The sequence below is a fragment of the Stenotrophomonas maltophilia genome (assembly GCF_047782825.1).
Lineage (GTDB): Bacteria > Pseudomonadota > Gammaproteobacteria > Xanthomonadales > Xanthomonadaceae > Stenotrophomonas.
In genome coordinates, this window is record NZ_CP180589.1 from 749,267 (window position 1) to 773,682 (window position 24,416).

Annotated in this window: 20 protein-coding genes; 7 read left to right on the top strand and 13 right to left on the bottom strand. The window is 68.6% G+C overall.

All coding sequences use genetic code 11. The features are described 5' to 3' along the window. Window positions 1-68: 68 nt before the first annotated feature. Window positions 69-1,247, top strand: coding sequence for a low temperature requirement protein A (locus tag ACM2ZB_RS03440; protein ID WP_416057438.1), 1,179 nt, complete (start codon window positions 69-71; stop codon window positions 1,245-1,247). Here the strand turns inward: ACM2ZB_RS03440 and ACM2ZB_RS03445 are convergent. From ACM2ZB_RS03445 to pip, 9 genes are all read right to left on the bottom strand, one after another. After that, complete coding sequence (locus tag ACM2ZB_RS03445) at window positions 1,244-2,689, bottom strand: hypothetical protein (protein ID WP_416057439.1); 1,446 nt, start codon at window positions 2,687-2,689, stop codon at window positions 1,244-1,246. The genes ACM2ZB_RS03440 and ACM2ZB_RS03445 overlap by 4 nt on opposite strands. Window positions 2,690-2,705: 16 nt before the next feature. Then, window positions 2,706-4,211 carry a DUF6384 family protein gene (locus ACM2ZB_RS03450; RefSeq protein ID WP_416057440.1) on the bottom strand — a complete coding sequence of 502 codons (1,506 nt, stop codon included), beginning with the start codon at window positions 4,209-4,211 and terminating at the stop codon, window positions 2,706-2,708. 1 nt (window position 4,212) lies between these two features. Then, entirely contained in the window at window positions 4,213-5,409 is a 1,197-nt protein-coding gene (locus ACM2ZB_RS03455) for a cell surface protein (protein WP_416057441.1), read from the bottom strand. Between the two features lie 285 nt (window positions 5,410-5,694). Continuing rightward, window positions 5,695-6,336, bottom strand: coding sequence for a response regulator transcription factor (locus ACM2ZB_RS03460; protein ID WP_416057442.1), 642 nt, complete (start codon window positions 6,334-6,336; stop codon window positions 5,695-5,697). Then, window positions 6,329-7,387 carry a sensor histidine kinase gene (locus tag ACM2ZB_RS03465; protein ID WP_416057443.1) on the bottom strand — a complete coding sequence of 353 codons (1,059 nt, stop codon included), beginning with the start codon at window positions 7,385-7,387 and terminating at the stop codon, window positions 6,329-6,331. The genes ACM2ZB_RS03460 and ACM2ZB_RS03465 overlap by 8 nt, the downstream gene beginning before the upstream one ends. Window positions 7,388-7,549: 162 nt before the next feature. Continuing rightward, window positions 7,550-8,290, bottom strand: a complete 741-nt coding sequence (locus ACM2ZB_RS03470) for an MgtC/SapB family protein (RefSeq protein ID WP_416057444.1) — start codon at window positions 8,288-8,290, stop codon at window positions 7,550-7,552. Next, window positions 8,291-11,050 carry a magnesium-translocating P-type ATPase gene (gene mgtA, locus ACM2ZB_RS03475; protein ID WP_416057445.1) on the bottom strand — a complete coding sequence of 920 codons (2,760 nt, stop codon included), beginning with the start codon at window positions 11,048-11,050 and terminating at the stop codon, window positions 8,291-8,293. A gap of 49 nt (window positions 11,051-11,099) precedes the next feature. Continuing rightward, entirely contained in the window at window positions 11,100-11,399 is a 300-nt protein-coding gene (locus tag ACM2ZB_RS03480) for a hypothetical protein (RefSeq protein WP_416057446.1), read from the bottom strand. A gap of 324 nt (window positions 11,400-11,723) precedes the next feature. Beyond that, window positions 11,724-12,680, bottom strand: coding sequence for a prolyl aminopeptidase (gene pip / locus ACM2ZB_RS03485; protein ID WP_416057447.1), 957 nt, complete (start codon window positions 12,678-12,680; stop codon window positions 11,724-11,726). Between the two features lie 106 nt (window positions 12,681-12,786). Between pip and ACM2ZB_RS03490 the strand changes: the two genes are divergently transcribed. The 3 genes from ACM2ZB_RS03490 (at window position 12,787) to ACM2ZB_RS03500 (ending at window position 15,300) form a co-directional block, all read left to right on the top strand. Continuing rightward, on the top strand, window positions 12,787-13,458 hold the full coding sequence (locus ACM2ZB_RS03490; protein WP_416057448.1) for a TraX family protein: 672 nt from the start codon (window positions 12,787-12,789) through the stop codon (window positions 13,456-13,458). A 212-nt stretch (window positions 13,459-13,670) separates the two neighbouring features. Further along, window positions 13,671-14,156, top strand: coding sequence for a hypothetical protein (locus ACM2ZB_RS03495; RefSeq protein ID WP_416057449.1), 486 nt, complete (start codon window positions 13,671-13,673; stop codon window positions 14,154-14,156). Window positions 14,157-14,181: 25 nt separating this feature from the next. Continuing rightward, window positions 14,182-15,300, top strand: coding sequence for a DNA glycosylase AlkZ-like family protein (locus ACM2ZB_RS03500; RefSeq protein ID WP_416057450.1), 1,119 nt, complete (start codon window positions 14,182-14,184; stop codon window positions 15,298-15,300). Between the two features lie 4 nt (window positions 15,301-15,304). On the opposite strand, the gene ACM2ZB_RS03505 is transcribed toward ACM2ZB_RS03500, so the two are convergent. From ACM2ZB_RS03505 to ACM2ZB_RS03515, 3 genes are all read right to left on the bottom strand, one after another. Then, window positions 15,305-15,592, bottom strand: coding sequence for a hypothetical protein (locus tag ACM2ZB_RS03505; RefSeq protein WP_416057451.1), 288 nt, complete (start codon window positions 15,590-15,592; stop codon window positions 15,305-15,307). Between the two features lie 108 nt (window positions 15,593-15,700). Continuing rightward, complete coding sequence (locus ACM2ZB_RS03510; protein ID WP_416057452.1) at window positions 15,701-17,431, bottom strand: diguanylate cyclase domain-containing protein; 1,731 nt, start codon at window positions 17,429-17,431, stop codon at window positions 15,701-15,703. Window positions 17,432-17,565: 134 nt separating this feature from the next. After that, on the bottom strand, window positions 17,566-18,225 hold the full coding sequence (locus ACM2ZB_RS03515; protein WP_416057453.1) for an AprI/Inh family metalloprotease inhibitor: 660 nt from the start codon (window positions 18,223-18,225) through the stop codon (window positions 17,566-17,568). 195 nt (window positions 18,226-18,420) lie between these two features. Here ACM2ZB_RS03515 and ACM2ZB_RS03520 point away from each other — a divergent pair, with 195 nt between their 5' ends. The 3 genes from ACM2ZB_RS03520 (at window position 18,421) to ACM2ZB_RS03530 (ending at window position 23,390) form a co-directional block, all read left to right on the top strand. Continuing rightward, a complete protein-coding gene (locus tag ACM2ZB_RS03520) occupies window positions 18,421-19,218 on the top strand; it encodes a CHAD domain-containing protein (protein WP_416057454.1) in 798 nt (265 codons plus the stop codon). 79 nt (window positions 19,219-19,297) lie between these two features. Continuing rightward, a complete protein-coding gene (locus ACM2ZB_RS03525; protein WP_416057455.1) occupies window positions 19,298-20,644 on the top strand; it encodes an SWIM zinc finger family protein in 1,347 nt (448 codons plus the stop codon). Between the two features lie 55 nt (window positions 20,645-20,699). Continuing rightward, complete coding sequence (locus tag ACM2ZB_RS03530; RefSeq protein ID WP_416057456.1) at window positions 20,700-23,390, top strand: DUF6493 family protein; 2,691 nt, start codon at window positions 20,700-20,702, stop codon at window positions 23,388-23,390. Between the two features lie 11 nt (window positions 23,391-23,401). Here ACM2ZB_RS03530 and ACM2ZB_RS03535 read toward each other — a convergent pair whose 3' ends face one another. After that, window positions 23,402-24,361, bottom strand: coding sequence for a cation diffusion facilitator family transporter (locus ACM2ZB_RS03535; protein WP_416057457.1), 960 nt, complete (start codon window positions 24,359-24,361; stop codon window positions 23,402-23,404). Window positions 24,362-24,416 lie beyond the last annotated feature (55 nt).

The window sequence follows — 24,416 nt, forward strand, 5'->3', positions numbered from 1 at the left end:
GCGTTTCGCGTATTCCTCATGGCTCCAATAAGGGCCGCTGCTGGCTCGGTCATCCACCAGGAGTTTCCATGGCTTCAGGCATCCGTGTTCCCGCCCTGCGTCGCCGCGATGGCCACCACGCCCGGGTGACCTACGAAGAGCTGTTCTTCGATCTGGTCTACGTGTTCGCGGTCACCCAGCTCAGCCACCACCTGCTGCACCACCTGGGCCTGCTGGGGGTGCTGCAGACCCTGGTGCTGTGGTTTGCGGTATGGCTGGGCTGGCAGTACGCATGCTGGGTGAGTAACTGGTTCGATCCGCAGGCGCCGCGCATCCGCGCGCTGCTGTTCGCCACCATGCTGCTGGCGCTGCTGATGTCTTCCTCCATCCCCGATGCGTTCAGCGAGCGCGCCTGGGTGTTCGCCGGGGCCTACGTGACGATGCAGGTGGGGCGCACGGCGTTCGTGCTACGGGAAGTGGGCCGCAGCCATGTGCTGGCACCGAACTTCCGGCGCATGCTGGCGTGGGTGCTGGTGTCGGCCTGCTTCTGGATGGCCGGTGCTGCAGCGGAGGGCAACCTGCGCCTGGGTCTGTGGGCGGTGGCAGTGGCCTGTGAGTACCTGTCGCCCATGTTCGGCTTCGCGTTCCCCGGGCTGGGCCGCTCACGCACGCGCGAATGGACCATTGAAGGTGGGCACCTGGCCGAACGCTGCCAGCTGTTCGTGATCGTCGCACTGGGTGAGACCCTGCTGGCCACCGGCGGGGTGCTGAGCGAAGCGCCACACTGGAGCGGCGAGGTCGTGTCTGCGGTGCTGGCCACCTTTGCCGGCACCCTGGCCATGTGGTGGTTGTACTTCGGCATCTCCAGCGAGGATGCCACCGATACCATCACCCGGTCGGATGATCCCGGCCGTATTGGCGCCTATTTTCATTACGTGCATGCCCTGCTGATCGCCGGGATCATCGCCACCGCGGTGGGCAACGACCTGGTGATGGACGCGCCGGGTGCGGCGGTGGGCCTGCCGCAGGCCGCCATGCTGGTGGCCGGCCCGCTGATCTACCTGCTGGGCAGCGCGCTGTACAAGCGCGCGGTGTACGGGCAGGTGCCGCGCTCGCACCTGCTGGGGGTGGCGGTGCTGGTGCTGCTGGGGGTGGCCTTGCCGCACATGCATCTGTTGGCCGCGGGTTGGCTGACCAGCGTGATACTGCTGATGGTGGGCCTGGCCGACACGCGGCTGAAGCGCGCCCGGCGGCGCGCCGCAGGCTAGAATCCGCCGCCGGTCTTGAACCCGCCACCGCCGCTGACGCCGCCACCGCTGCGGAAGCCACCGCCGCCGCTGGAGCCTGAGCTGGAACTCGAACTGGAGCCCCGGCTGCTGGAGCGTGCGCTTGAATCCGGACGGCTGGAACGGCTGGAGCCGCCCGCCCAGTCGAACAGGCCAGCGGACGAACGTGTGGGCTGACTGCGGTTGCTGCTGCGGGTGGTCGTGGAGAAGAACGACGTGGCGATGGTGTGGGTGGTCCGGCGCACTTCGGCTTCGCGGAAGCTCCGCTCCTGGTCGGCGGCCAGCTGGTAGCTCCGCAGTGCCGACTGCAGGTTGTCCAGGCTGCGCTTCAGCGCGGCCATGTCGCCGCTGCGCTCACCCAGCTCAGCCTCGATCGCGTTCAGGCGCACGCGCGTGCCGTGGATGCGTTCAAGCACGGCGTCGTCCTCGGCGGTGGCCGTAGCCGCTACCCGATGATAAAGGTCCTCCAGGCTCCGCGACGACAGCGTGCGCGCCAGGGTGGCGAGCAGGGATGCGCCTTCGCTGTCGGTCCAGCTGCGCATGGCGTCGATCTGTGACTGCGTGCCATCCACCGCCTGGCGCTGCAGCTGCTCGGCCAGCAGCGCCTGCGCCAGCATGGCCTGTGCACTTTGCAGGACCTGCCGCAGCGGATCGCCGCCGGCCTCGGCCAGGGCCGCTTCACGCATGTTCTGCAGCGGTTGGCGTACGGCTTCGATCTCGTCACGGGCCTGACCGGCATGCTGCCGCAGGTAGGGCGGCAGCTCGACCAGCGTGGCGTATTCGCGGCGCGCCCGGGCGAAGCCGCACAGCTCGGCCAGCCAGCCATCGACGGTGCGCACCAGTGGCCAGCCGCGATAGCTGTTGCCGCCGAAATCGCGCGACAGCAGGTAGCGGAACACCGGGTCGGCCTGGTAGGCGCCGGCCTTGGCGTCGTGCTCGGCCTGCGCCGAGGTCGCCATGCGGTCCACGGTGTCTGCCCGCGCCTCGGCCAGCTGCAGCGCGTCGCGCAGGGCAAGGAAGTCCTGCCCGGTGCACAGGCGTGCCTCGACCTGGTCGCGCAGCTGCTGCAGCTGGTCATCGGCTGCATCGCGGCGCGCGGTCGCGTCGTGGGTGCTCTGCTGCAGCTGCTGCTCGGTGTCCAGCAACTGCTTCAGTTCATCGTCCAGCACGGCGATCCTGCGCGTGCGCCGTTCCAGGTCCGCGCTGGACAGGTCCAGCAGGTCTCGGGCCACGTCCGGCGCCGCGCCCGCAGTCGCCTCGGCCTGCAGGCGGGCCAGCAGGTTGAAGTCGCCACGCACCTGCCCGCGCAGGATCTCCTGCTCCTTCAGCAGGGCCGTGCACTGGTCGCTGTGGCCGGCCAGTTGCGCCTGCGCCTTGGCGATCTCGTCGCGGACGTTGCCGATGGCTGCGATGTATCCACTCATACCGGTTCCTCGCGCCTCACCATTCGGTGATGTAGCCGCCGATGGTCGGCATGCGGAAGCGTGGCGACAGGCTGCCGCGCGGCTTGCTGCCGATCAGATCGTCTTCAATGATGCCGTTGTCCTGCTTGTCGGCAGCGACGCGGTCGTACGTGCTTTTCGGTACGCGCACGGCGAACAGCGAGGTCAGTTCTTCCACGCCGGTTTCCTCGTTGCGGACCGGCATCAGGGTGGCGCTGCCGGCTTCGTCCAGCGCTTCCACCACCAGGTAGTAGTTGCGCCCGCCATTGGCCTTTTCGCTGTAGCGCCACACGCCGGTACGTTCGTTGTCGCGGTTGACGATGCGGTAGCTGAGCGTGTCCGACAGCACGGCGACCAGGCGGGCGACGTCCTGCAGCGCCGGTTCGGCCTGGTCCAGGGTATCGACGCGGGCGAGGGTGGCGGCACGGCCCAGCGCACGCTCGAAACGTTGGAGGTCCTCGCCGGCCACGCCGGTGGCCAGGCCATCGGCCTTCAGCTGGGCCAGCTGCTCACGCAGGCCAGCCAGTTTGGCCGCGCTGCCGACCAGCCCCTTCAACGTGGCAACCGCCTGGCCGGCGGCGGCGTTGTCGCCGGCGCGCAGTGCCGCATCACCGGCGGTATAGGCGCGCTGGCGGGCACGTTCGGCCTCGTCGCTCAGGGCCGCCGCCTTGGCGGCGCTGTTGCTGGCTTCCAGCTGCTCGCTGCTGTCGACCGCCGCGAGCAGGGTGGTCATGCGCTCGATCACGGTGGGCAGTGCTTCGCGGGCGTGGTTCAGGGCCTGCTCGGCATCCAGGCGCTGCTGCTCAACGCTGGCCGCAGCCTGGGCACCGGTCAGCGCATCTCCCCCGCTGCTGCGGGTCACCTCGTCCCTGCGCACGAGCACAGGCAGGGGCGTGCCCGTGGCCTGGCCCGGAATCGCCTCGAAGCGGCGGCGTGCGTCGGCCAATGCGGCCTGCACACTGTCCACCTGCGCCTGCAGCCGGTCGCCGCTGGCGGCCGCCCGCGGCAGCACGCCCTGCAGGAGCTGCTCCTGCTTGCCCAGCAGGCCGCGCGCGGCCGCTACCGCGCGTTCCTGTGCGTCGACCTTGTCGTTGAGCGCGCGCACGTTCTTCTGCCGGGCATCTTCCTGCGCCATGGCGCCGACGCTGCGTGCCACCAGGGCCAGCAAGGTGATCAGCAGCAGCGCCGCGGCGAGGGCCGCGGCCCACGCAAGCAGGCGACGGCGGTCGATCCAGCGCCGCGCCAGCCAGGCCTTGAATCCCGCCGGGGCCACGTACAGGTAGCGCTGTTCGCGCTGCGCGTCGATGCCGGCCTCGAGGATCTCATCGGTCACCTCGATGCCCTGCGAGCGGTACAGCTCCTGCAGCCGGCGTTTCAGCCCGGCCCGGTCGTGGCCGCTGTCGGCCAGTGCCTTCATTTCGGCATTGCGGTAGCGCAGCTGGTCGACCACATCCATGGTCAGCAGCGCGTCCTGCAGCTCGCCCGGGGCCATCGTCGCGCTCACCTCAGCGGGCGTCCTGCGCCGGCGGGGCGACCAGCAGGGCGGCAAAACGCTGCTTGCCCTGTTCAACGTAGGCGGCAATCTCGGCCGAATCGCGGGTCGCCTGGGTGCGCAGCTGCTCGATTTCCTGCAGCGAGGTTTCCTGGAAACGGACCACGGCGTCGACCAGCTTGCGCACCGAGTCGACACCGATGGTAGCGCCGTAGCCGGCCTTCAGGCCCTCGTGGAGCACGTCGTCGCCGATGCTGGCCACCGCTTCCAGGCCCTTGGAGGTACCTTCGGTCATCGCATTGAGTGCCTGCGTCGATTCGTGCAGGCCCATCTGCGTGGTGAAGGCCAGGTTCAAGGCGGTGAAGCTGGTTTCATTGGTGGAGAAGAACACCACCGAGCGCTCGTTGACCCGGCGCTTGACCTCGTGCGACTGGTGCACGCGCAGCATGATGGCTTCGGACGTGGCGTAGTTCACCTGCAGGTTTTCGGCCAGTTCCTTGGCCAGCTGGAAGCGGGACTCCTCGGTCTGGTTGGCGCGCAGTGCTTCGTCACGCGCCATCACCCGGCGGCCGGTATCGGCCGGGTCGGCGTCCGCTGCTACGGCCTCGACCCGGGCCTGGGCCTGCTGCAGCGCCACGCGGGCATCGGCCAGCACCTGCTCCTGCAGCTTCAGCAGCTCATGGGCCTGGATCTCGGCATCCTTGATCGACAGGCGGAAATCGCCGTACATGTCCAGCACGCGCGCTTCGCGCTGCAGCTGGTCGGCCGAATCGCGGCTCACCTCCAGGAAGGTACGGCGGATCTTCTCGAAGCGGCTGGGGATGTCGCCACGGGTGACCTTCATCCACAGGTTCTGCAGGCGCTCGCCCATGTCGATCTTTCCATCACGGACCTGCTCGACCATGGTCTGGGCATCATCGCGGATGCTGTCGAAGGCACGGACGATCTCGGTGTAGCGGTCGGACACCTTGGCCGAGGTGATTTCATCACGCATCACGGCATTGAAGTGGCCGGACTGCTGCAGCACGCGGGCGATGGCCACCACCCGGCCCTGGTCCAGCGTGGACAGCTGCGAAACCAGGGCGACGGCCGGGGCGTTGTTGTCCTGCGGGGCCGCCAGGCCCAGGCTGCGCAGGGTAGCCATGGCGCGGTCCAGGTACTTGATCGGTGCCGCGCTGGAGGCAATGGCGGGAATGAGGGTCTCGGACATGTCGACGCTCCGGTCAGGGCATATGGCGGAAACCCCGCCGCGCGCAGCGGGCAGGGCAGAGAAGAGGGGCAGTGGGGGTGCGATGGTGGCACGCGGGGCCGCAGGCGGCGGCAGACCGGTCAAGCGCGGGTGCGGTGTCCTGTACAAGCATGGCGGAAGCGTTCCCTGCAGATCGCCCCCTGGCGATTACCGGGTCATTGTAGCGGTAGTGATGGCCGGGTGAAGCGGCAGCCTGCGTGCGGTCGCGATGCCGCTCTGCGAGGGCCGTGAGTGACCCGCAGGCCGCTACGCGCCAGCTGCCTGCAGGCGGTCGTACATGCGCACCAGATCGACCAGGGTGCGCGCACCCATCTTGCGCATCACCTGTGCGCGGCGCACTTTCACGGTGATCTCGCTGACCCCCAGGTCGGCGGCGATCTGCTTGTTCAGACGCCCGCGCACCACGCCGTCCACCACCTCGCATTCGCCGGTGCTGAGCGTGTTCCAGCGCGCCAGCAGCTCGCCCAGCGCCTCGCCCTCGCGGCGCCGCTCACGATCCAGGGCGATGCCCTTGTGGATGGCATCCAGCAGCTCCTGATCGCGGAAGGGCTTGGTCAGGAATTCGATGGCGCCGTCCTTCATCGCGTTCACGCCCATGGCGATGTCGCCATGGCCGGTGATGAAGACCACCGGCAGCTGCAGCCCCAGCGCGCCCATGCTGCGGTGGAAATCCAGTCCGCTCTGGCCGGGCATGCGCACGTCCAGCACCAGGCAGGCCGGCGCGTCGCTGCGCGGGTGGTCGAGGAAGGCCTGGGTGGAGGCGAACGCCCGCACCTGCAGGCCCATCGAGGCCAGCAGGTCCTCCAGTGCCGCGCGCACGGAGGCATCGTCATCCACCACGTAGACGACGGGCACCGGCTCGGCAGCAGGGGGCAGGGGCTTACGCATGGGGCTCGCTTCCGGTGGTGGGCAGGTCGAACACGAAACAGGCGCCACCGCCGGCGGGACGCTCGGCGCGGATGTGGCCGCCATTGGCTTCGATCATGGTACGGCTCAGGCTCAGGCCCAGCCCAAGGCCCTGGGCCTTGGTGGTCCAGAACGCATCGAAGACACGGTCCGGCTGCTCGGCCGGCAGGCCGATGCCACGGTCGCGCACGCTCAGGCTGACCTGGCCCTGGCCGTCGCGCGCGGTCACCAGTGACAGCCGACGCTCGCCGGCCGGCATGCCGGCCATGGCATCCACGGCGTTGAGCAGCAGGTTGCCGATCACCTGCTGGACCTGCACGGGATCGGCGTAGACGCAGGGCAGTTCGGCGCCCAGCAGCAGGGCGACGTCGACGCCGTGCTGGTCCAGTTCGCTGCGCGACAGCGCCAGCATGTCCTGCACGGCGTCGTTCAGATCGAATGCGCGGCGCTCGGGCGCGGCGCCCCGGGTCAGGCCGCGGATGCGGGCGATCACGTCACTGGCGCGATGCGCATCGGCGAGGATGCGTCCGAGGCCCTGCAATGCCTTGTCCACGTTCGGGGGCGATTGCGCCAACCAGCGCTGGCTGGCTTCGGCACTGCTGGCGATGGCGGCCAGGGGCTGGTTCACCTCATGGGCAATCGAGGTGGTCAGCTCACCCACGGTGGATGCCCGCGCGACCCGCAGCAGCCGCGCCTGCGCTTCCTGCACGGCGGCCTTGGCCGCTTCCATCTTCAGCACCAGCCAGGTGGTGATGCCGATGACCAGCATGCCGATGGCCGAATTGACCAGGCCGATGCGATAGGTGCCGAAGCGGGTGAGGAAGAAGCTCAGGCCGGTGAGGGCGATGCAGGCGGCGGCCAGGATGATCAGGCCGCGCGGCGGCAGCACGCGCGACGCCGCGAGGATGACCGCCGCGTAGAAGCAGGCGGCGGCCACGGCATAGTCGGTGACGGTGTCGAGCAGGAAGATCGCCACCATCACCACGATCAGGGCGAGCAGAACCAGCGGGCGGCGGGGCGACAGCGACGACATCGGGACGGCTCCCTGGCGTGGGTGGAAAGGATAGCAAAGCGTTGTCCGGTAGCTGCCGGCCCCGGTCGGCGTGCGCCGGAGGGAGGCAGGGTAGGGCCGGCCGCCGGCCGGCATCTGCAGGGTGTTCGCGCAGTGCATGAGGTTGCCGGCCGCCGGCCGGCATTACTCCTCCAGGCTTGCATTCCAGAAGCCCTGCAGCACGCCCTCGGCACCGGCCAGCGTGGCCAGCACCGCATCCAGTTCCGCCGCATCCACTGCGGTGGCGTACAGCACCGCTTCAATCTCCACATCGCGTTCGCCGAACGGCCGCTGGTCGACTGCGCGCACCGGGTACTGCGCCTGCTCCAGCAACAGCAGCAACCGGTCCAGCACCTCGGCCTGCTGCTCGCGAAGACAGACCACGTTGATCGCATAGGTCGCTTCGCTGAATGCTTCCGGCAGCGGCTGCCGCTGGATGCGGTTCACCACCGGCCGCAGCAGGGTGTTGGCGGCCAGTACGAACACCGCCGCCAGCACCGCCTCGGGAAGCAGCTTGATGCCGGCGCAGGCGCCCACCGCTGCCGAGCCCCACAAGGTGGCAGCGGTGTTCAGGCCGGACACCTGTGCGCCGTCCTTCATGATCGCGCCGGCGCCAAGGAAGCCCACGCCGGAAATCACATAGGCCACCACATGCAGCGGCGACGGCGGGCCGCCGTACAGGTCGTGGAAGCGCACGGCCAGGTCGACGAACACGGCGGCACCCACGGCCACCAGCGTATTGGTGCGCAGCCCCGCGGTGCGCTGGCGCAGCTGCCGCTCCAGGCCGATGGCCGCACCCAGCACGAACGCCACCGACAGGCTCAGCAGCGACCCCAGCGTCGCCCCGGCGTCGAACGGGGGCAGGTTCAGCTGCACGCCCAGCATTCACTGCCACCCATAGCGGCGGATGTAGATGCGCTTCAGGGCGGTGGTCAACGCCGCATAGCCGAACAGGATCGCCACCAGGAACGGCCAGTAGCCCGCCGGCAGTGCCTGCAGCTTGAAGTAGCCGGCCAGCGGGCTCATCGGCAGCACCACGCCAATGGCCATGATCGCCCCGGTCATCAACAGCAGCGGCGGCGCGGCGATGCTCTGCAGGAAGGGCACCTTGGGCGTGCGGATCATGTGCACGATCAGGGTCTGGGTCAGCAGGCCCACCACGAACCAGCCGGACTGGAACAGGCCCTGGTCGGCGGGCGTGCGGGCATCGAACACGTACCACATCAGGGCGAAGCAGCTCAGGTCGAAGATGGAGCTGATCGGCCCGAAGAACACCATGAAGCGCCCGATGTCGGCCGGGTTCCACTTCAGCGGCCGGCGCACCAGTTCCTCGTCCACGTTGTCGAACGGGATGGCGATCTGCGAGATGTCGTACAGCAGGTTCTGCACCAGCAGCTGCAGCGGCAGCATCGGCAGGAACGGCAGGAAGGCCGAGGCCACCAGGACCGAGAACACGTTGCCGAAGTTGGAACTGGCGGTCATGCGGATGTACTTGAGCATGTTGCAGAATGTGCGCCGGCCTTGCACCACGCCGTCCTCCAGCACCATCAGGCTCTTTTCCAGCAGGATGATGTCGGCCGCTTCCTTGGCGATGTCCACGGCGCTGTCCACGCTGATGCCGATGTCGGCCGCGCGCAGTGCGGGGGCGTCGTTGATGCCGTCGCCCAGGAAACCCACCACCTTGCCCTGCGCACGCAGCTGGCGCACCAGGCGTTCCTTGTGCAGCGGGGTCAGGCGGGCGAATACCCGGTGCTGCTGCAGTGCCTGCGACAGTGCTGCATCGTCCATGCGCTCGATCTGTGGCCCGGTCATGATCGCAGCCACGTCCAGCCCCACCTGGGAACAGACGCGCGCGGTCACCAGCTCGTTGTCGCCGGTGAAAACCTTCACCTCCACGCCATGCGCGGCCAGGGCCTGCAGCGCCTGCGCGGCCGATTCCTTCGGCGGATCGAGGAAGGCCACGTAGCCGACCAGGGTGAGCCCGCTCTCGTCGGCCTGCGAATAGACCGCCTGGCTGGCCGCGGTCTCCTTCATCGCCACGGCCACCACGCGCAGGCCCTGTTCGTTCAGCTCCTCGGTGGTCTGCCTGACCCGCGCCAGGCGTGCCTCGTCCAGCGGCTGGTCGGTGTCACCCTCGCGCACGGTGGTGCAGACGGCCAGCATCTCCTCCACCGCGCCCTTGCAGATCAGCTCGTGGTGGTCATCGCGTTCGGCCACCACCACCGACATGCGGCGGCGCTCGAAGTCGAACGGGATCTCGTCCACCTTGCGGTAGTCCTGCGACAGGCGCAGCGAGCTCTGCAGTTCCACGTGTTCGAGCACGGCGCGGTCCAGCAGGTTGATCAGACCGGTCTGGAAGTGGCTGTTGAGGTAGGCGAATTTCAGCACGTCCTCCGAATCCTGGCCGAACACATCGGTATGCCGCTCCAGCGCGATGCGGTCCTGGGTGAGGGTGCCGGTCTTGTCGGTGCACAGCACCTCCATCGCGCCGAAATTCTGGATGGCATCCAGGCGCTTGACGATCACCTGCTGCCGCGACAGCAGCACCGCGCCCTTGGCCAGGGTGGAGGTGACGATCATCGGCAGCATTTCCGGGGTCAGGCCCACCGCCACCGACAGCGCGAACAGGAACGCTTCTGTCCAATCGCCCTTGGTCCAGCCATTGATGAGCAGCACGAACGGCACCATCACCAGGGCGAAGCGGATCAGCAGCCAGCTGACACTGTTCACCCCGGCCTGGAACGCGGTGGGCGCACGCTCGCTGGCGGTGCTGCGATGGGCCAGCGTGCCGAAGTAGGTCTGGTTGCCGGTGGCGAGCACCACGGCCGTGGCCGTGCCGGAGACCACGTTGGTGCCCATGAACAGCAGGTTGGCCTGTTCCATCAGTCCGGCCTGTGCGCGGCCCGGCTGTGCGAACTTTTCCACCGGCAGCGACTCACCGGTCATGGCCGCCTGGGCAACGAACAGATCCTTGGCGGTCAGCACCCGGCAGTCGGCCGGGATCATGTCGCCGGCCGACAGCACGATGTGGTCGCCGGGCACCAGTTCGCGGATGGGCAGGTCCAGCAGGCGCGCCGGACGGCGGCTGTGCAGATGCGCACCGAAGTACTGGTCGGCCAGCTCCGCCGCCTCGGTGCCGGAGCTGCGCCGCAGTACCCGGGCAGTATTGCCGACCAGCGCCTTCAGCCGTTCGGCGGCGCGGTTGGAGCGGCCCTCCTGGACGAAGCGGATGAGGGTGGACAGCAGCACCATCGCGCCGATGACCACGGTGGCCTTGGCATCTTCGGTCAGCCAGGAAACCGCCGCCAGCACGCTCAGCAGCAGGTTGAACGGGTTGCGGTAGCACTGCCACAGGTGACGCCACCACGGCAGCGGCTTTTCGTGATCGACCTCGTTCGGCCCCAGCCGGGCCAGGCGTTCCTGCGCTTCGTGCATGCCCAGCCCATCGCTGTGCGAGGCCAGCGCGGCAAGCACCCTGGCTTCGTCGTAGCGGGCGAAGGCCAGCAGGCCTTCGGTCAGGGCCAGCGGCGCCGAATCAGCGGCGCCACGGCCGAAGCCTTCCTCCGGCAAGGCGCGGCGGCGGAACAGGTTGCCCGCGCGACGGCTGCGCAGGAAGGCATTGAACCAGGCGTTGAGCAGGCTCATGGGGTCATCCTCGAAGTGCCGACCCGGCCGTGGCGGGGTCGTGGGTGGATCAGGCGTGGCGCGGGGTCATCAGCGACGGTGATCGGGGCTGCAGATACAGGCGTTGGCTGCCGCCGACGCACAGCGGCTTCATCGCATCACGCAGGGGGTTGGGCAGGTGGCGCAGCACGTTGATGCGCTCGCTGATCGGCAGCAGCGACAGGGCGTCGGCAACCACCCGCGGTGAGCCCAGTGCCAGGCCACGGGCGAACAGCGCCGGGCCGTGCAGCAGCAGGTGGCTGCGCAGGGCGGCGACATCGCGCTCGCCAATCAGGCGGCGCAGGGTGATGTAGAGGATCTTGTAGGACATGGGGATTCTCCGGGCAGGCGACGCCCGGGGCCCCCATCACGCGTGCGGACAGGAGCCGGCGGCGGGCGCCAGCAATAGGCAGGGGTCTGCGATCCGGGGCGCGTCGCGCCCGGCAGGGTCGGGGTCCATCAGCGTCTCCGTGGGAAGGGGCCGGTGCAGGCCAGTGGCGCTATTGTCCGCGCCTGAATGGGCCGGGGCCTAGATGCCCGTGGGTAAGCGCGGATATACGCTGGTATAGGCGCCGCACAGGTTCTGCAGAGCCGAGCCATGCTCGGCTGCGTTTGGTGCGCTGTGCGGCGACCGGCATCCACGCATGGCGTGGATCTACGTGCGCGCAGAATGGTCGGCGAACGCGTCGGTTGCGCGTACCAGCGCATCGGTGGTGGCCGGTTCGGTGGCGCTGTGGCCAGACAGCACCATTTCCAGCCGTGCTTCCGGCCAGGCACAGGCCAGGTCCCAGGCACTGCGCGCCGGGCAGATGATGTCGTAGCGGCCCTGTACGATCACGGCGGGCAGGTGACGGATGCGATCGACGCCGCGCAGCAGTTGGCCGTGTTCAAGGAACGCGTTGTGGCGGAAGTAATGCGCCTCGATCCGCGCCTTGGCCAGCGTATCCAGCGGGTCCGCATCGGAGACTGCGTCCACGTCGTGGGCCAGCGTCGCGGCGTTGTCTTCCCAGCCCAGCCACGCCATTGCCGCCGCGATGCGGGTGGCCTCATCGGGGCTGTCCAGGCGCTTCCAGTACGCAGCAATCAGGTCGCCACGCTCATCTTCGGGAACATGCGCTTCATAGCGCGCCCAGCGTTCGGGGAAGATCCAGCGCGCACCGCCCTCGGCCTGGTTGAACCAGGCATTCTCTTCGGCACGGCCCAGGTACACGCCGCGCACGATCACGCCGGTGGCACGTCCGGGATGGGCCTGCGCATAGGCCAGCGCCAGGGTCGAACCCCAGGAGCCACCGAACACCAGCCAGCGTTCGATGCCAAGGTGCTCGCGCACGCGTTCCACATCGGCCACCAGATGCGCGGTGGTGTTGTCGCGCAGCTCGCCGAACGGGGTGGAGCGACCGGAACCGCGCTGGTCGATCAGCACGATGCGGTAGCGCGCCGGGTCGAAGAAGCGCCGATGCGTGGGTGACACGCCCGCGCCAGGGCCGCCGTGCAGGAACACGGCGGGAATGCCATCCGGGTTGCCGCATTCCTCGATGTGCAGGGTATGCAGGCCATCCACCGGCAGGCGGTGCTCGCGGTAGGGCGTGGTGGGCGGGTAGAGGGTGCGCATGGCGGTGTCTCACAAGCGGGACGGGCAGGATAGCGGGAAGCCTGCGGTATCGTCATGGCGCACCGCGTTCAAGTAGTCTTTGCAGCTGGACAGTGCGGGGAAAGGGATGGACCAGCAGGATGCAGCAGAGCGCGTGGCCGCCACGCCCTACACGCTGGGCAGCGGCGCGCGCGAGCTGCTGAAGTGGCTGGCGCTGGTCATGATGACCGGCGACCACGTCGCCAAGGTGGTCTTCGGTGGCTACCTGCCGGTGGCCAGCGAACTGGGCCGGGTCGCGTTTCCGCTGTTCGCCCTGGTGATGGCCTGCAACCTGGCCCAGCCCGGTGCCGACCTGGGCAAATCAATCCGCCGCCTGCTGTTCTGGGGTGTGATCGCCCAGCCCGTGCATGCGCTGGCCTTCGGCGGCTGGGTGCCGGTGAACATCCTGCTCAGCTTCGTGGTTGCCGCCCTGGTCATCCTTGCCCTTGAACGGCAGCGGGCCTGGTCGCTGCTGCTGGCCGGCGGCGTGCTGCCGGCCTTCGTGGATTACCAGTGGATCGGTGTGGCCGTGGTGGTGCTGGGCTGGATCGGCTTCCGGCGGCGGCTGTGGTGGCTGCCGCTGCTGGGCCTGGCGGCGCTGTGCTGGCACAACGGCAATGGCTGGGCGCTGTTCTCGGTGCCGGTGCTGCTGGCGGTGGTGCGGGTGCGTTGGACCGTGCCGCGCTGGCGCTGGGCGTTCTACGTGTACTACGTGGGCCACCTGGCGCTGCTGGCAGCCTACGCCCAGCTGCTGCGCTGAATCCGCGCGGGTATCGGCGCTACAGTAGGCCGGGGCCGATCACCGGCCCGCAACGGGAGAGGACAATGGCAAACGGACCTGCCTGTTCAATGCGGCTCCGGGGGATCACAGCGCTGGCCATAGGCATGGCCATGGTCATGGCCGTGCAGGGAAGGGCGGTCGCCGCTTCGCCACCGGCACCGGCACCGGTATCGGTACCGGCGGACGGGGGCATGTCGCAGTGGTACATGCGCGCCTACCACGTCGATGCTGCCGAGGCCGCACGGCGTCTTCGCGCGAGCCCGGCCGCCGGCAAGCTGGGCGCGCGCATGGCGGCGGAGCAGGCGTCCACCTTCGCCGGGCTCTACATCGAGCACAGTCCAGCGTTCCGTATTGTGGTCCGCTTCACCGATGACGCGGCCGCGCAGCTGGCGCGCTATACGCAGGATCCCGATTACGTTGCCGAAACTGCGCCACGCAGCCTGCGCGAGCTCCGCGCAACCCAGGACAGGGTCGTTGCCTTGATGGCGGAACACCACATCAGGTTTCTCTGCGGGTTGGACATCCACACCTCACGCGTGACCCTGCATGTGCTGGACCCGGCACAGGTGCAGCGGCTGCTGGCCAGGCAGCTGCCCGGCGTGGATTATGTGGACGTAAAGAAAACCACGGGTTTCCTCGAGCCGACGGCAGACGGGGCCTTGTCGGCCACCGGATGAAGCCCTGCGGCCCTACAATGCGCCCATGCCTGCCACGCCCAGCCTGGATGACCTGCGCCGCCATGCGGTTGCGCGCACCCTGTTCACGCCCACCACGCTGCTGACGGCGATCCGCCGGCTGGGGTTCGTGCAGGCCGATCCGATCCGTGCACCTGCGCGGGCGCAGGACCTGACCCTGCGGCACCGGGTGAAGGGCTATCAGGCCGGTGATCTGGAGCGGCGCTATCCGCGGCTGCCGGTGGAAGAGGACTGCCTGGTCAACTACGGGTTCCTGCCGCGCGAGCATCTGGCGCTGATGCACCCACGGGTGTCTTCCCGGGCCTGGGACGCGGCAACCCGGCGCAAGGCCGCCGAGGTGCTGGCGTTCGTACAGGCACGTGGCAGCGTGCACCCGCGCGAGGTGGACCAGGCCTTCGCCCATGGCCGGGTGACCAACTACTGGGGCGGCACCAGCAACGCCAGCACCCACCTGCTCGATGGCATGCACTATCGCGGCATGCTGCGCGTGCAGCGTCGCGACCGTGGCACCCGCATCTACAGCGTCGCCGCGCATGCGCCGGCCGACGCCAGTGCTGCGGCCGAGGCCGCACGTGCGGCAGCGCTGATCAACTTGATCGTGCGCAAGTACGCACCGCTGCCCGCCGCCAGCTTGACCTATCTGGCCAGGCTGCTGGGTTACGGTGCGCCGCATATGGCCGCACCCATCCGCCAGGCGCTGGTCCAGGCCCGGCAGTCGCTGGCCAGCGTCAGCATCGACGGGACGCTGTGGTACTGGCCGGTTGACGAGAACCCGCGCAGTCGCCGCCATCAGCCTGATGAACAGGTGCGGCTGCTGGCGCCGTTCGACCCCATCGTGTGGGATCGACGCCGTTTTGAACTGCTGTGGGGATGGGAATACAAGTTCGAGGCCTATACCCCGGCGGCGAAGCGCCGATACGGTTACTACGCGTTGCCGCTGCTGTGGCGTGACCAGGTGATCGGCTGGGCCAACATCGGTGCCGCGCAGGGGGTGCTGATGCCGGAGTTCGGCTATGCCAGCGGCAAGGCGCCCCGCGAGGTGCTGTTCCGCAACGCGCTGGACGATGAGCTGGACCGGATGACGCGCTTCCTGGCAGGCCCTGTGCCGACCGATCCCAGTCGCTGAAAGGTCAGTTGCGGCTGCGCGCGGGCAGCGATGCGGGCTCTGCCGCTGACGCTGCAGGCAGCAGGTGGTCACATTCCACCAGCCGCGCATTGGCCACGGCCTGGGTGGCACCGCAGTGAGTACACGCGAGCACCGTGCCACCGTTCATGCGCGCGATCTGCTCGCCTTCAGTGCGCGTCACCTTGCCACAGGCTTCGCAGCGCAGTGCCATGGAACGGACCTGGGTGATGGCACCTGCGGCGTCCCGGTCGGCATCAAGGGCCAGTACAAAAAATCGACCGGTATTGGGCATGGCGGATGTCTCCGTTGGACCTGGCTTACAGGGTGCCCGCAGCCGTGCCTGCGGTGTGTGATGGAAGACTCAATCCGATGTGGAGCCCGATGTGGCGCCGATGGGGGATCAGGGTGAGGGCGTTGCGCCCGGCTCTTCGTCACGGGTGTCCCGGCGCACACGGGCGCGGGCGCTGTACAGGCCGCTGTCCGCGCGATGGATGGTATCGGCCACCGCTTCGCCCGGCGTGTGCGTGGCCGCGCCCATCGAGAAGGCAATGGGCGAGGTTCCCGCGTGGGTTTCATACCAGCGTTCCAATGCCTGCAGTCGGCCTTCCTCGGGGTTCATCAGTACCACCAGGAATTCATCGCCGCCCAGGCGGACTGCGGTTTCCGCCGGGCCGAGTGCGGAATGCAGGAAGGCGGCGAACTCGACCAGGATGGCGTCGCCACGGCGGTGGCCCTGGGTGTCGTTGATCTGCTTGAAGTGATCCAGATCGAAGACCAGGCAGGCCCAGGGTTCGGCTTCCAGTTGCTCGAGGCGGTGCAGGTAGCGGCGGTTGTGGCACAGGGTGAGGGGATCCTTCTGTGACAGCTCGCGCAGGCGTGCCTCCTGCAGCCGCAGAGCGGTCACGTCCTGCGCATGGCCCAGCACGAACGGGGGATGCGCTTCGCTGTCCAGCACGTTGTGGTAGGCCCAGTAGCGGCGGGTGCCATCGGCAGCGATCAGTTCGATCACCCCGGCGTCGGTGTGGTTGGCTTCAATCCGTTTCAGGTAGGCCCTGAACGCCTCGCGTTTCTCGGGCGGCATCAGGTCGCACAGGCTGCGGCCGACCATCTGGCTTTCCGGGAAGCCCAGCGACTGCACTGCCGCCGGATTGACCGAGGTCAGGGTGCCATCGAGCGTGTGCGTGCAGATCAGGCCCAGGCTGTAATGGAACAGGCGGCGATAGCGGACCTCGCTGGCTTCCAGCGCATCCAGCACGGCGCGCTCATCGGTGATGTCCTGGATGGCACCGACCAGGCGCGGGCGGCCTTCGACCTGCTGGCGGCTGCCGACCACCCGCGTCCAGATGGCGCGTCCATCGGCGGTGGTCATCGGCAGCTGTACTTCCCACGGCGTGCCTGCTTCGACGCAGCGCTGCACCGATGCCTCGATGATCGCGCGGCTGTCCTCGCGGTAGAACGACAGCGCGTTGTCCAGTGTGGGTTGGTAAGCCGCACGTACACCGTGGATCTGTTTGGTTTCGCGCGTCCAGCGCACTTCGTTGCTGGTCAGGTCCAGTTCCCAGCCGCCCACCTTGGCCGCGGTGTTCGTGCGTTCCAGGAAATCCTCGCTGCGCTTCAGTTCGCGGTGCAGTGCCTGCGCCTGGTCCACCTTCTGCATCAGTGCTGCGCGTTGTTCCAGCACCTGGGTGGTGACCCGGCCCAGATGCACCATCAGCTCACGCTGGGAAGGCGACAGCACGCCCGGCAACGTGTCCAGCAGGCACAGCGTGCCGATGCGGGCGCCATGCGCAGTACCCAGCGGAATGCCGGCGTAGTGGCGGATGCGCGGCCCGCCGGTGACCAGTGGATTGCTGGCGAAGCGCGGGTCCTGGTGCGCATCGGGAATTTCCAGCAGCGTGTCCTGCTCGATGGCGTGGGTGCAGAAGGAAATGTTGCGCGGCGTTTCACGCGTATCGGGCAGGCCGATGTTGGCCTTGAACCACTGCCGGTGCTCGGCGACGATGGAAATGAGCCCCATCGGCATGCCGGTGGCCGCGCGCGCGGCAGCGACGATGGCGTCGAAGACCGGCTCGGGCGGGGTATCAAGAACCCCCAGGCGTTCGATTTCGCAAAGACGGGAAGCTTCATCCATGGCAGGCGCGCAGGCGTCGATCAGGAAGGGCGTTGCAGGGTCCACGCTAAGGGGGCAATTGTTAGCGTCCTGCGTTTTCCGGTGATGCCGGCGTGAGGTCCGCGGCGGCGGGCGTCACGCCGGCACTGCAGCGGTCAGTGGCCGCGGGGGTTGAGGTACAGGCGTGCGCCATCCGATTCGCGGCGGCCCGACCAGCGCCCACCGCCGGACGGGCGGAAGCGGCCGATCACCTTGTTGTTGGTATCGGTCAGCAGCAGTTGGCTGCCCGACAGCAGCCAGCGGTTGACCGAGAAGAAATCATCCGGGCAGCCGGCCGGCACCCATGCGCCGTAGCCACCAAACCACTGGCTGTCCTTCAGGGTGATGGTGCAGCTGTTGCCGCTCTCCTGGCCCAGGGTCCAGTCGCCGAACATATCGCTGTCGCGCACCGACCAGCCGCCGTGATGACCGTCATTGCCCCAGTCGTCGCCGCTGTCGTCACGGCGGCCGATCTCGATGTCGACGCCTGAACTGTGGCTGCGCGATTCGGAATGCGAACTGCCACTGCTGTTGGTCTCGGTACTCGTCGAGCCGAAATTACCGAAGTTCGAGTCGCCCTGGTCCTTGCCCGAGGTGTCGTCCTGGGTCGATCCGGTGGTGGTCTGGGTGGTCTGCGTGGTCTGTGACGTGCTGCTGGACTGGGTGCTGATGTCGGCCTGCCCGAAGCCGATCGATGCGTCCTGGGCCAGGCTGGTTGCGGGAAGGGCGAGGCTGTAGATCGCCAGCAGGCCCAGATGCGGGAAGACGTTCGCCATCGTGGAATCCTCGTTGGGGACAGCGGAAACCGCAGGTCGTGGGTGCCGACGGCCTCCCGCGCTGGCGGAGCATAGTCCCGGCCGGGGCCGCCCGGCGTGATGGCCATGTGCAGGGCCGGCAGGCTGCGCCAAGCGGCGTGAAGGGCCCGGTGCGGCGCTACACTCGGGCTCCATCCCCCTGCGTGGCTGCCCCCGATGTCCGCAGCTGATCCTAGCCCGGCCCTGCAGCAGCGGGCATTGGAAGAGTGCAGCCTGATCGCTTCGGCGCTGCCGGCAGCGGTTGCCCATGCACCGCATGCGTCCATCCATGCAGCGCGCAAGGCGATCCGCCGGTTGCGCGCCCTGTTGGGCCTGCTGGAGGGTACGGCGCTGGCGCTGGCGCTGGACGCGACCGACCAGCGGCTGCAACGACTGGGCGACAGCCTGTCGGACCTGCGCGATGCGCATGTGGTGCTGCAGGCTGCGGCCCTGCTGCAGGACCGACATGCCGGCGAGGCCTGGCCGACGATCATCGACGGACTCACACGGCGGCGCGATCGTCTGCTGCAGCAGGCACTGCAGCGCGACCCCGGATTCCGCAGGCGGCTGCGCAGCGTGGCGCAGGTCCAGGCGGCACTGTCCGCGCAGTCGCGGCGGCAGGTCCGCCGCAGCACGCTGCGTGCGAATCTGCAACGCAGCCATCGCCGCGTGCGCAAGGCCGCCCGGCGTGCCGAGGTGGGCGGGAATGCCGAGGCGCTGCATCGCTGGCGAAGACGGGTCAGGCGCCTGCGCATGCAGGTTGAACTGGGGCATGGCCTGCACCTGCATCTGCATGCCGCCGCTCTGCAGACCGGCAAGCAGGACGCGCGGGAACTGCACCGGCTCAGCGACGCGCTGGGTGAGCAGCAGGATCTGCGGCTGCTGCACAACCTGGTGAAGGCCATGCCGGCGGCGGCCGGCAAGGACGTGGTGCTGGCACAGGTGCGGCAGGTGGCCACGGCCGGGTCCGCCTGATAATCGGCCCTGCTATCCTGTACTGCGCTTGCCGGGGACCCGCGTCCGCCGGACTGAAGGCGCGGCCACGGAGGCACGATTGAGCAGCATCCAGCACACCTACCGCTATCTGCAGCCATCGGCGCTGCATGACGGCAGCGCGCCGCGCCTTGCCCTGGCGACCAGTGATGGCCAGGCCCACCCGCATTTCTTCGAAGGCCGGCTGCTGCAGCCGCGGTTGATCGCCGAGCTGCTGGCTGCCGTTCACCTGGTGGTCGGCAGCCGCTTCTTCACCCCGCCGGGCATGCTGGAACGCCTGCTGGCACTGGCCGACCCGGTGGTCACCAGCGGTGGTGGCCTGCTGCGCTTCGAAGGCTTTTCCGCGTGCTGCAGTGCCTACATCCGTGCGGATCTGCTACCGGACGCCTACGAAGGCGAGGTGCTGGGCAAGGGCACCACCAACGTCGACTTCAATGCGCCGATGCGTGCGGTGCTGGCACGCGTGCGCGACGGTGCGGACCTGCACCTGTCGGTAGGCCGCGAGGCGCTGGAACTACGCGCCAGCGACGAAGCGATCGTCGAACGCAAGGTGCCGCTGCCGGTCCGCTGGCTGCGTGGCATGGTGGAAGTACAGGCCTACCAGGCAGCAATGCAGCCGTCTTTCCAGGTGCCTGCGCTGGACCTGGTGCGCCTGCTGCGCAGCCTGCCCAGAGCCGGTACCCGGCGAACGCCGTTGTGGGTTGCGCCGGCCAGCACCGGGCTGGCCAGCACGACGCGGCCGTCCGAAGGGGCGGTGCGCTTGACCGAGGCAGCGCGCCTGCGCGTGCTGGAACCCTTGCTGCCGCGCGCATGTCAGGTCCAGGTGTTCGCTGACCCGCAGCAGCAGGCCAATGCCTGGGTGCTCGATTTCGGCAGCGCACGCCTCACCCTGGTACTCAGCAGTGAGGTCTGGCGCGGCTTTTCCGGCGAGGGCCAGGCCTTGTCTGCACTGATCCAGGCGACGGGCGATGGTGCTGCGCTTGCCCGGGTGCGGGCGGCGTTGAACTGGCAGGCCGCGCTGGAGCCGGCGGCGCTGGCCGCGCAGATCGGCATCGGTACGCCGCAGGTAGGCCACGCATTGCGCGTGCTCGGGGCGAGCGGCCTGGTGGGCTTCGATGTGGCGGCCGGTCATTACTTCCACCGCGTGCTGCCGTTCGATCTGGGCATGAGCGAAGACCTGCACCCGCGCCTGCTGGATGCGCGCGCACTGTTGAGCGAAGGCGCGCTGGAATTGGTGTCCAGCGCGCCGTTGCAGGTGGACGTGAGCAGCGGTGGCGTGGTCCATCGTGTCCGCGAAGTGGACGGTGAGCTGCAGTGCACCTGCCCCTGGTTCTCGCGTTTCCAAGGCCTGCGTGGGCCCTGCAAGCATGTTCTGGCCGCTTCTACGCTGCGGCCTTCCCATTCCTGATACGGCGCACTGGATGGCTGTGATCTTCACCCCCCGAACCCCTCTTGAGCGGGCCGTGCATGCAGGCGATCAGCCGCAGACCTTGACCGTGCTGCGCGCGCTCGGGGCGGACGAACGGCTGCAGCAGGCCGCCAGCGTGCGGCGCATGGCGGCCCTGCTGGTCAAGGCGCGCTGGCATTCGAAGGACGACACCTACGAAGGCTGGGGCGTGGCACCCACGCCGGACCATGAGCGTGCACTGTTCGCCGCGATGGTGGCCTGCGCTTCGGCCGATGACATCGCCGGCTGGGTAGGGCAGCGCGATGAGCTGCTGCCACTCTGCAGCGAATTCCGCCCACCTTCACTGGCGACGCTGGGTGATGCGCTGCTTGCCGCCACGCCGCGCAGCATCGAGACCGTCCAGGCGCTGATCGTGGCCGGGCTGATCGAGCGCCCGCAGGGCGAGCGCTATGCGCTGGGGTTGATGGTGCTCCCGTTCCGCGGTGGACTGCAGCCCTTGTGGGACGCCGACCCTGGGTTGCGCGACGCGCTGTTGTGCATCCTGGCGTTCGAGGGCAATCGCGAGGTCAGCCTGGCGGCAACGGACAAGTACGTCGCCAAGGCGTTCGCCTGGTCGACCCAGCTGTGCCGCCTGTGCGCTGAAGGTATCTATGACCGCGGCGTGCTGCTGGACCACACGCTGTCCGCGCTGGAATGTGACTGGCCGCAGTTCCGTGCGGGTTGGCATTCGCGTTTCCACGCGGAACTTGCGCCGGACAAGGCGCTTCTGGCCGCGCGCGCCGGGCGCTACCTCGGACTCTGCCACAGCCGCATCCCGCCCACGGTCACCCTTGCGCTGGCGGTGTTGAAGCAGCTGGAAGCGGAACGCGTCGTTGCCGACGATGATCTGTTCGCAGCGCTGCTGCCGGTGATGCATGCGCAGGCCAAGGCCCAGGTGATGGCCGCACTGAAGATGGTCGACGCGCGGGTCAAGCGCACCCCGGCGCTTGCCAGCCGGGCATCAGGCCTGATCGTGGGTGCTTTGGCCCATGATGCTGCGGACGTGCAGGGGGCGGTCCTGCAGCGGCTGGCCGCCTGGGGCGTGGATGCCGCATTGGTGGAGCAACTGGCGCTTTACGAGGGCCGGCTGGCCGCCGTGCATGTGCCGGCGCTGCACGCCCTGCGCGGGCACGCTGCAGCGCAGGCGCCTGGGCAGGCGCCGCTGCCAGCGGTGGGGGCATCCACGCACCCGGTCCGCGGTGCGGGCGCGCTTGATCCGCTGGACGCGGCGCGGCGGCTGCGATGGCCGGGGGATATCGATGGGCAGGTGGCGATCGTGGCAAGGGCGCTTGAAGACGATTGCGATACCGATGCCGTCGAGATGGCCAGCGTGGCCCTGGTCTGCGCCGCCCCCTTCGATGCAGAACAGCGCAAGCGGCTGGGGCCGGTGATCAAGCGTGCGGGCAAGGTGCGCAGCCCGGTGGCCCAGGAACTGGGGCGCCTGCTGCTGTCACTGGTCGCGGGTGATCCACTGGACTACGCCGGCCCGGCCGGCACCGGCACTGACACGGCAGCATTGCTGCGAGACAGGACCGACGCGTGGATCGGCTGGGGGCTGCAGGGATCAGGCCTGCCACCGTTGTCCGCCGCGACCCATCGCGATGGTTGGATCTCACCGCAGCTGCTGGTGGAGCGGCTGAAGCAGCATCTGCAGGCGGGGCTGCAGAGCCCGCTGGATGAGCAGCTGCGCACGCTGCTGCGGCTGTCGTGCAGTCAGCCAGGCCAGGCATTGGAATCGGCCCGGCTTCTGCCGGATGCCCCCTTCGTACAGGCATTGCGCTACGCGCTGGGCGACGAGGTACCGCCGTTGCGCGACCATCTGCCGCTGTTCGTGGCCGCCGCTGCCGCACGCGGTGGCCAGGCCGACGCGCTGCTGCAGGCGATGCTGCAGGAGACGGGAGCAGGGGGCATCCTCGGCGCGCCGCTGGAATGGCGCGTGATGAGCCGCAGTTCGGAAGTCGACGGCCGTGTGTACCACCACCATCATCTGATCATCGAATGCGCGGCCCGTGCGCCGGCCGCTGATGCAGGCCTGCTGCCGTTGGTGCGCAGGCGCCGCGCCTTCGATGGCGAGCGGCCCTGGTACTACGCCCATGACCCTGCCTTCAGCGGACATGAGCCGTGCATGGTGCTGTGCTCGGCGGCGCTGTTGCCCAACTGCCTGGAAGAACATCTGGCCGACGGTGCGGCGGCCATCGGCAACAATCTGGACTGGTGGGAAGCGCAGTGGCGCAACAAGGTCTATCTGCAGCGCCTGCTGGACGCTGGCACGCCGTTCGGGCCCGCCGCCACGCTGCTGCTGGCGCTTGGACTGGGCGCAAAGGAACCGGGTGAGCATGCGCTGGCCGTGGATGCGCTGGTGGCCGCGCTGGGCGAGGGACGGCTGGAGGTGGGCGCGCTGTGCAGGGAGCTCAATGCCTTGTCCAGAACACCGCTGATCAAGGCATCCCGCTACAGCCGCAGCCTGCGTGCAGCGCTGCGCCTGCAACCGGCGCTGCACACGGAAATCTTCGCCCTTGCCAGTGCCATGGCCACGGCCTGTCCCGATGCGCCGCAGAAGGATGTGGCCGGCCTGCTGGAGATCATGCAGGAGCTGATGTTGGCCTGCGGGGACCGCGTGGATGCGCAGACGCGCGCGGCGCTGGAGGCAATGCGCGGCAGCGGCAAGGTCAAAACGCTGGTGGCGTCACTGCTCGCAGGGCTGTGAGGCAACCAGGGTCATAGCGATTTCCGTCGGCCCGCCAGCGCTGCGCGCCGGGCGTCGAACACTTCCGGCGTCTGCGGCTTGACGAACAACGCGACCAGTTCCGGGAACTCGTCCTTGACCGCGGTTTCGATCCGGGTGATGCAGGCTTCGATCTGCGGTGTGCGGCGCTCGTCCTCGAATTCCGCGCTGAGCATGGCCACCACCTGTTCGGGCCCCATCTGCATGGTGGTCACGCCGTTGGCGCGGCGCAGATCCGGGTCGTTCACCGCCACGGCCATGATCCGCTCGGCCACGGCCGGGTGTGCCGGTTCGCCAACCAGCAGGCCCTTGGTCTCCCGCGCCAGCAGGAACGCGGTGACGCCCAGCACGGCGGCGATGCCCAGCGACGCCACCCCGTCGAGCACGGGCATGTCCAGCAGCTGCGCGGCCAGCAGTCCGGCAAGGGCCAGACCCAGGCCCAGCAGCGCAGCACTGTCTTCCAGCAGCACGGTGAAGGTCGAGGGGTCCTTGCTGCGCCTGAAGGCTTCGAAATAGCCCATGCGGCCTTTGCTGCGACGGAACTCCCGCAGTGCGATGTACCAGGAGGTGCCTTCGAAGAGCATCGACACGCCCAGCACCGCATAGCTCAGGGCGTGATGGGTGGCCGGCTGCGGGTGGCGGATGTGCTGGACCCCTTCATAGGCCGAAACGCCGGCGCCAGCAGCGAACACCAGCAGGGCCACGATGAAGCTCCAGAAGTACAGCTCGCGCCCATAACCGAAGGGGTGCAGTGTGTCGGGCGCCTTTCCGGCGCGATGCAGGCCGTACAGCAGCAGGATCTCGTTGAGCGTATCGACCAGCGAATGGACGCCCTCGCTCAGCATCGCCGAGCTGCCCGAGATCCCTGCGGCGATGAATTTCGCAACAGCGATGGCGAGGTTGCCAAACAGCGCGGCGTAGACGACCAGACGCGAGCCTGTGGGAGCGGCCATGGGGAATGCAGGAAGGGGAGGCCACGCCATCGTGCTCGGCAACGTGTCCGCTTCG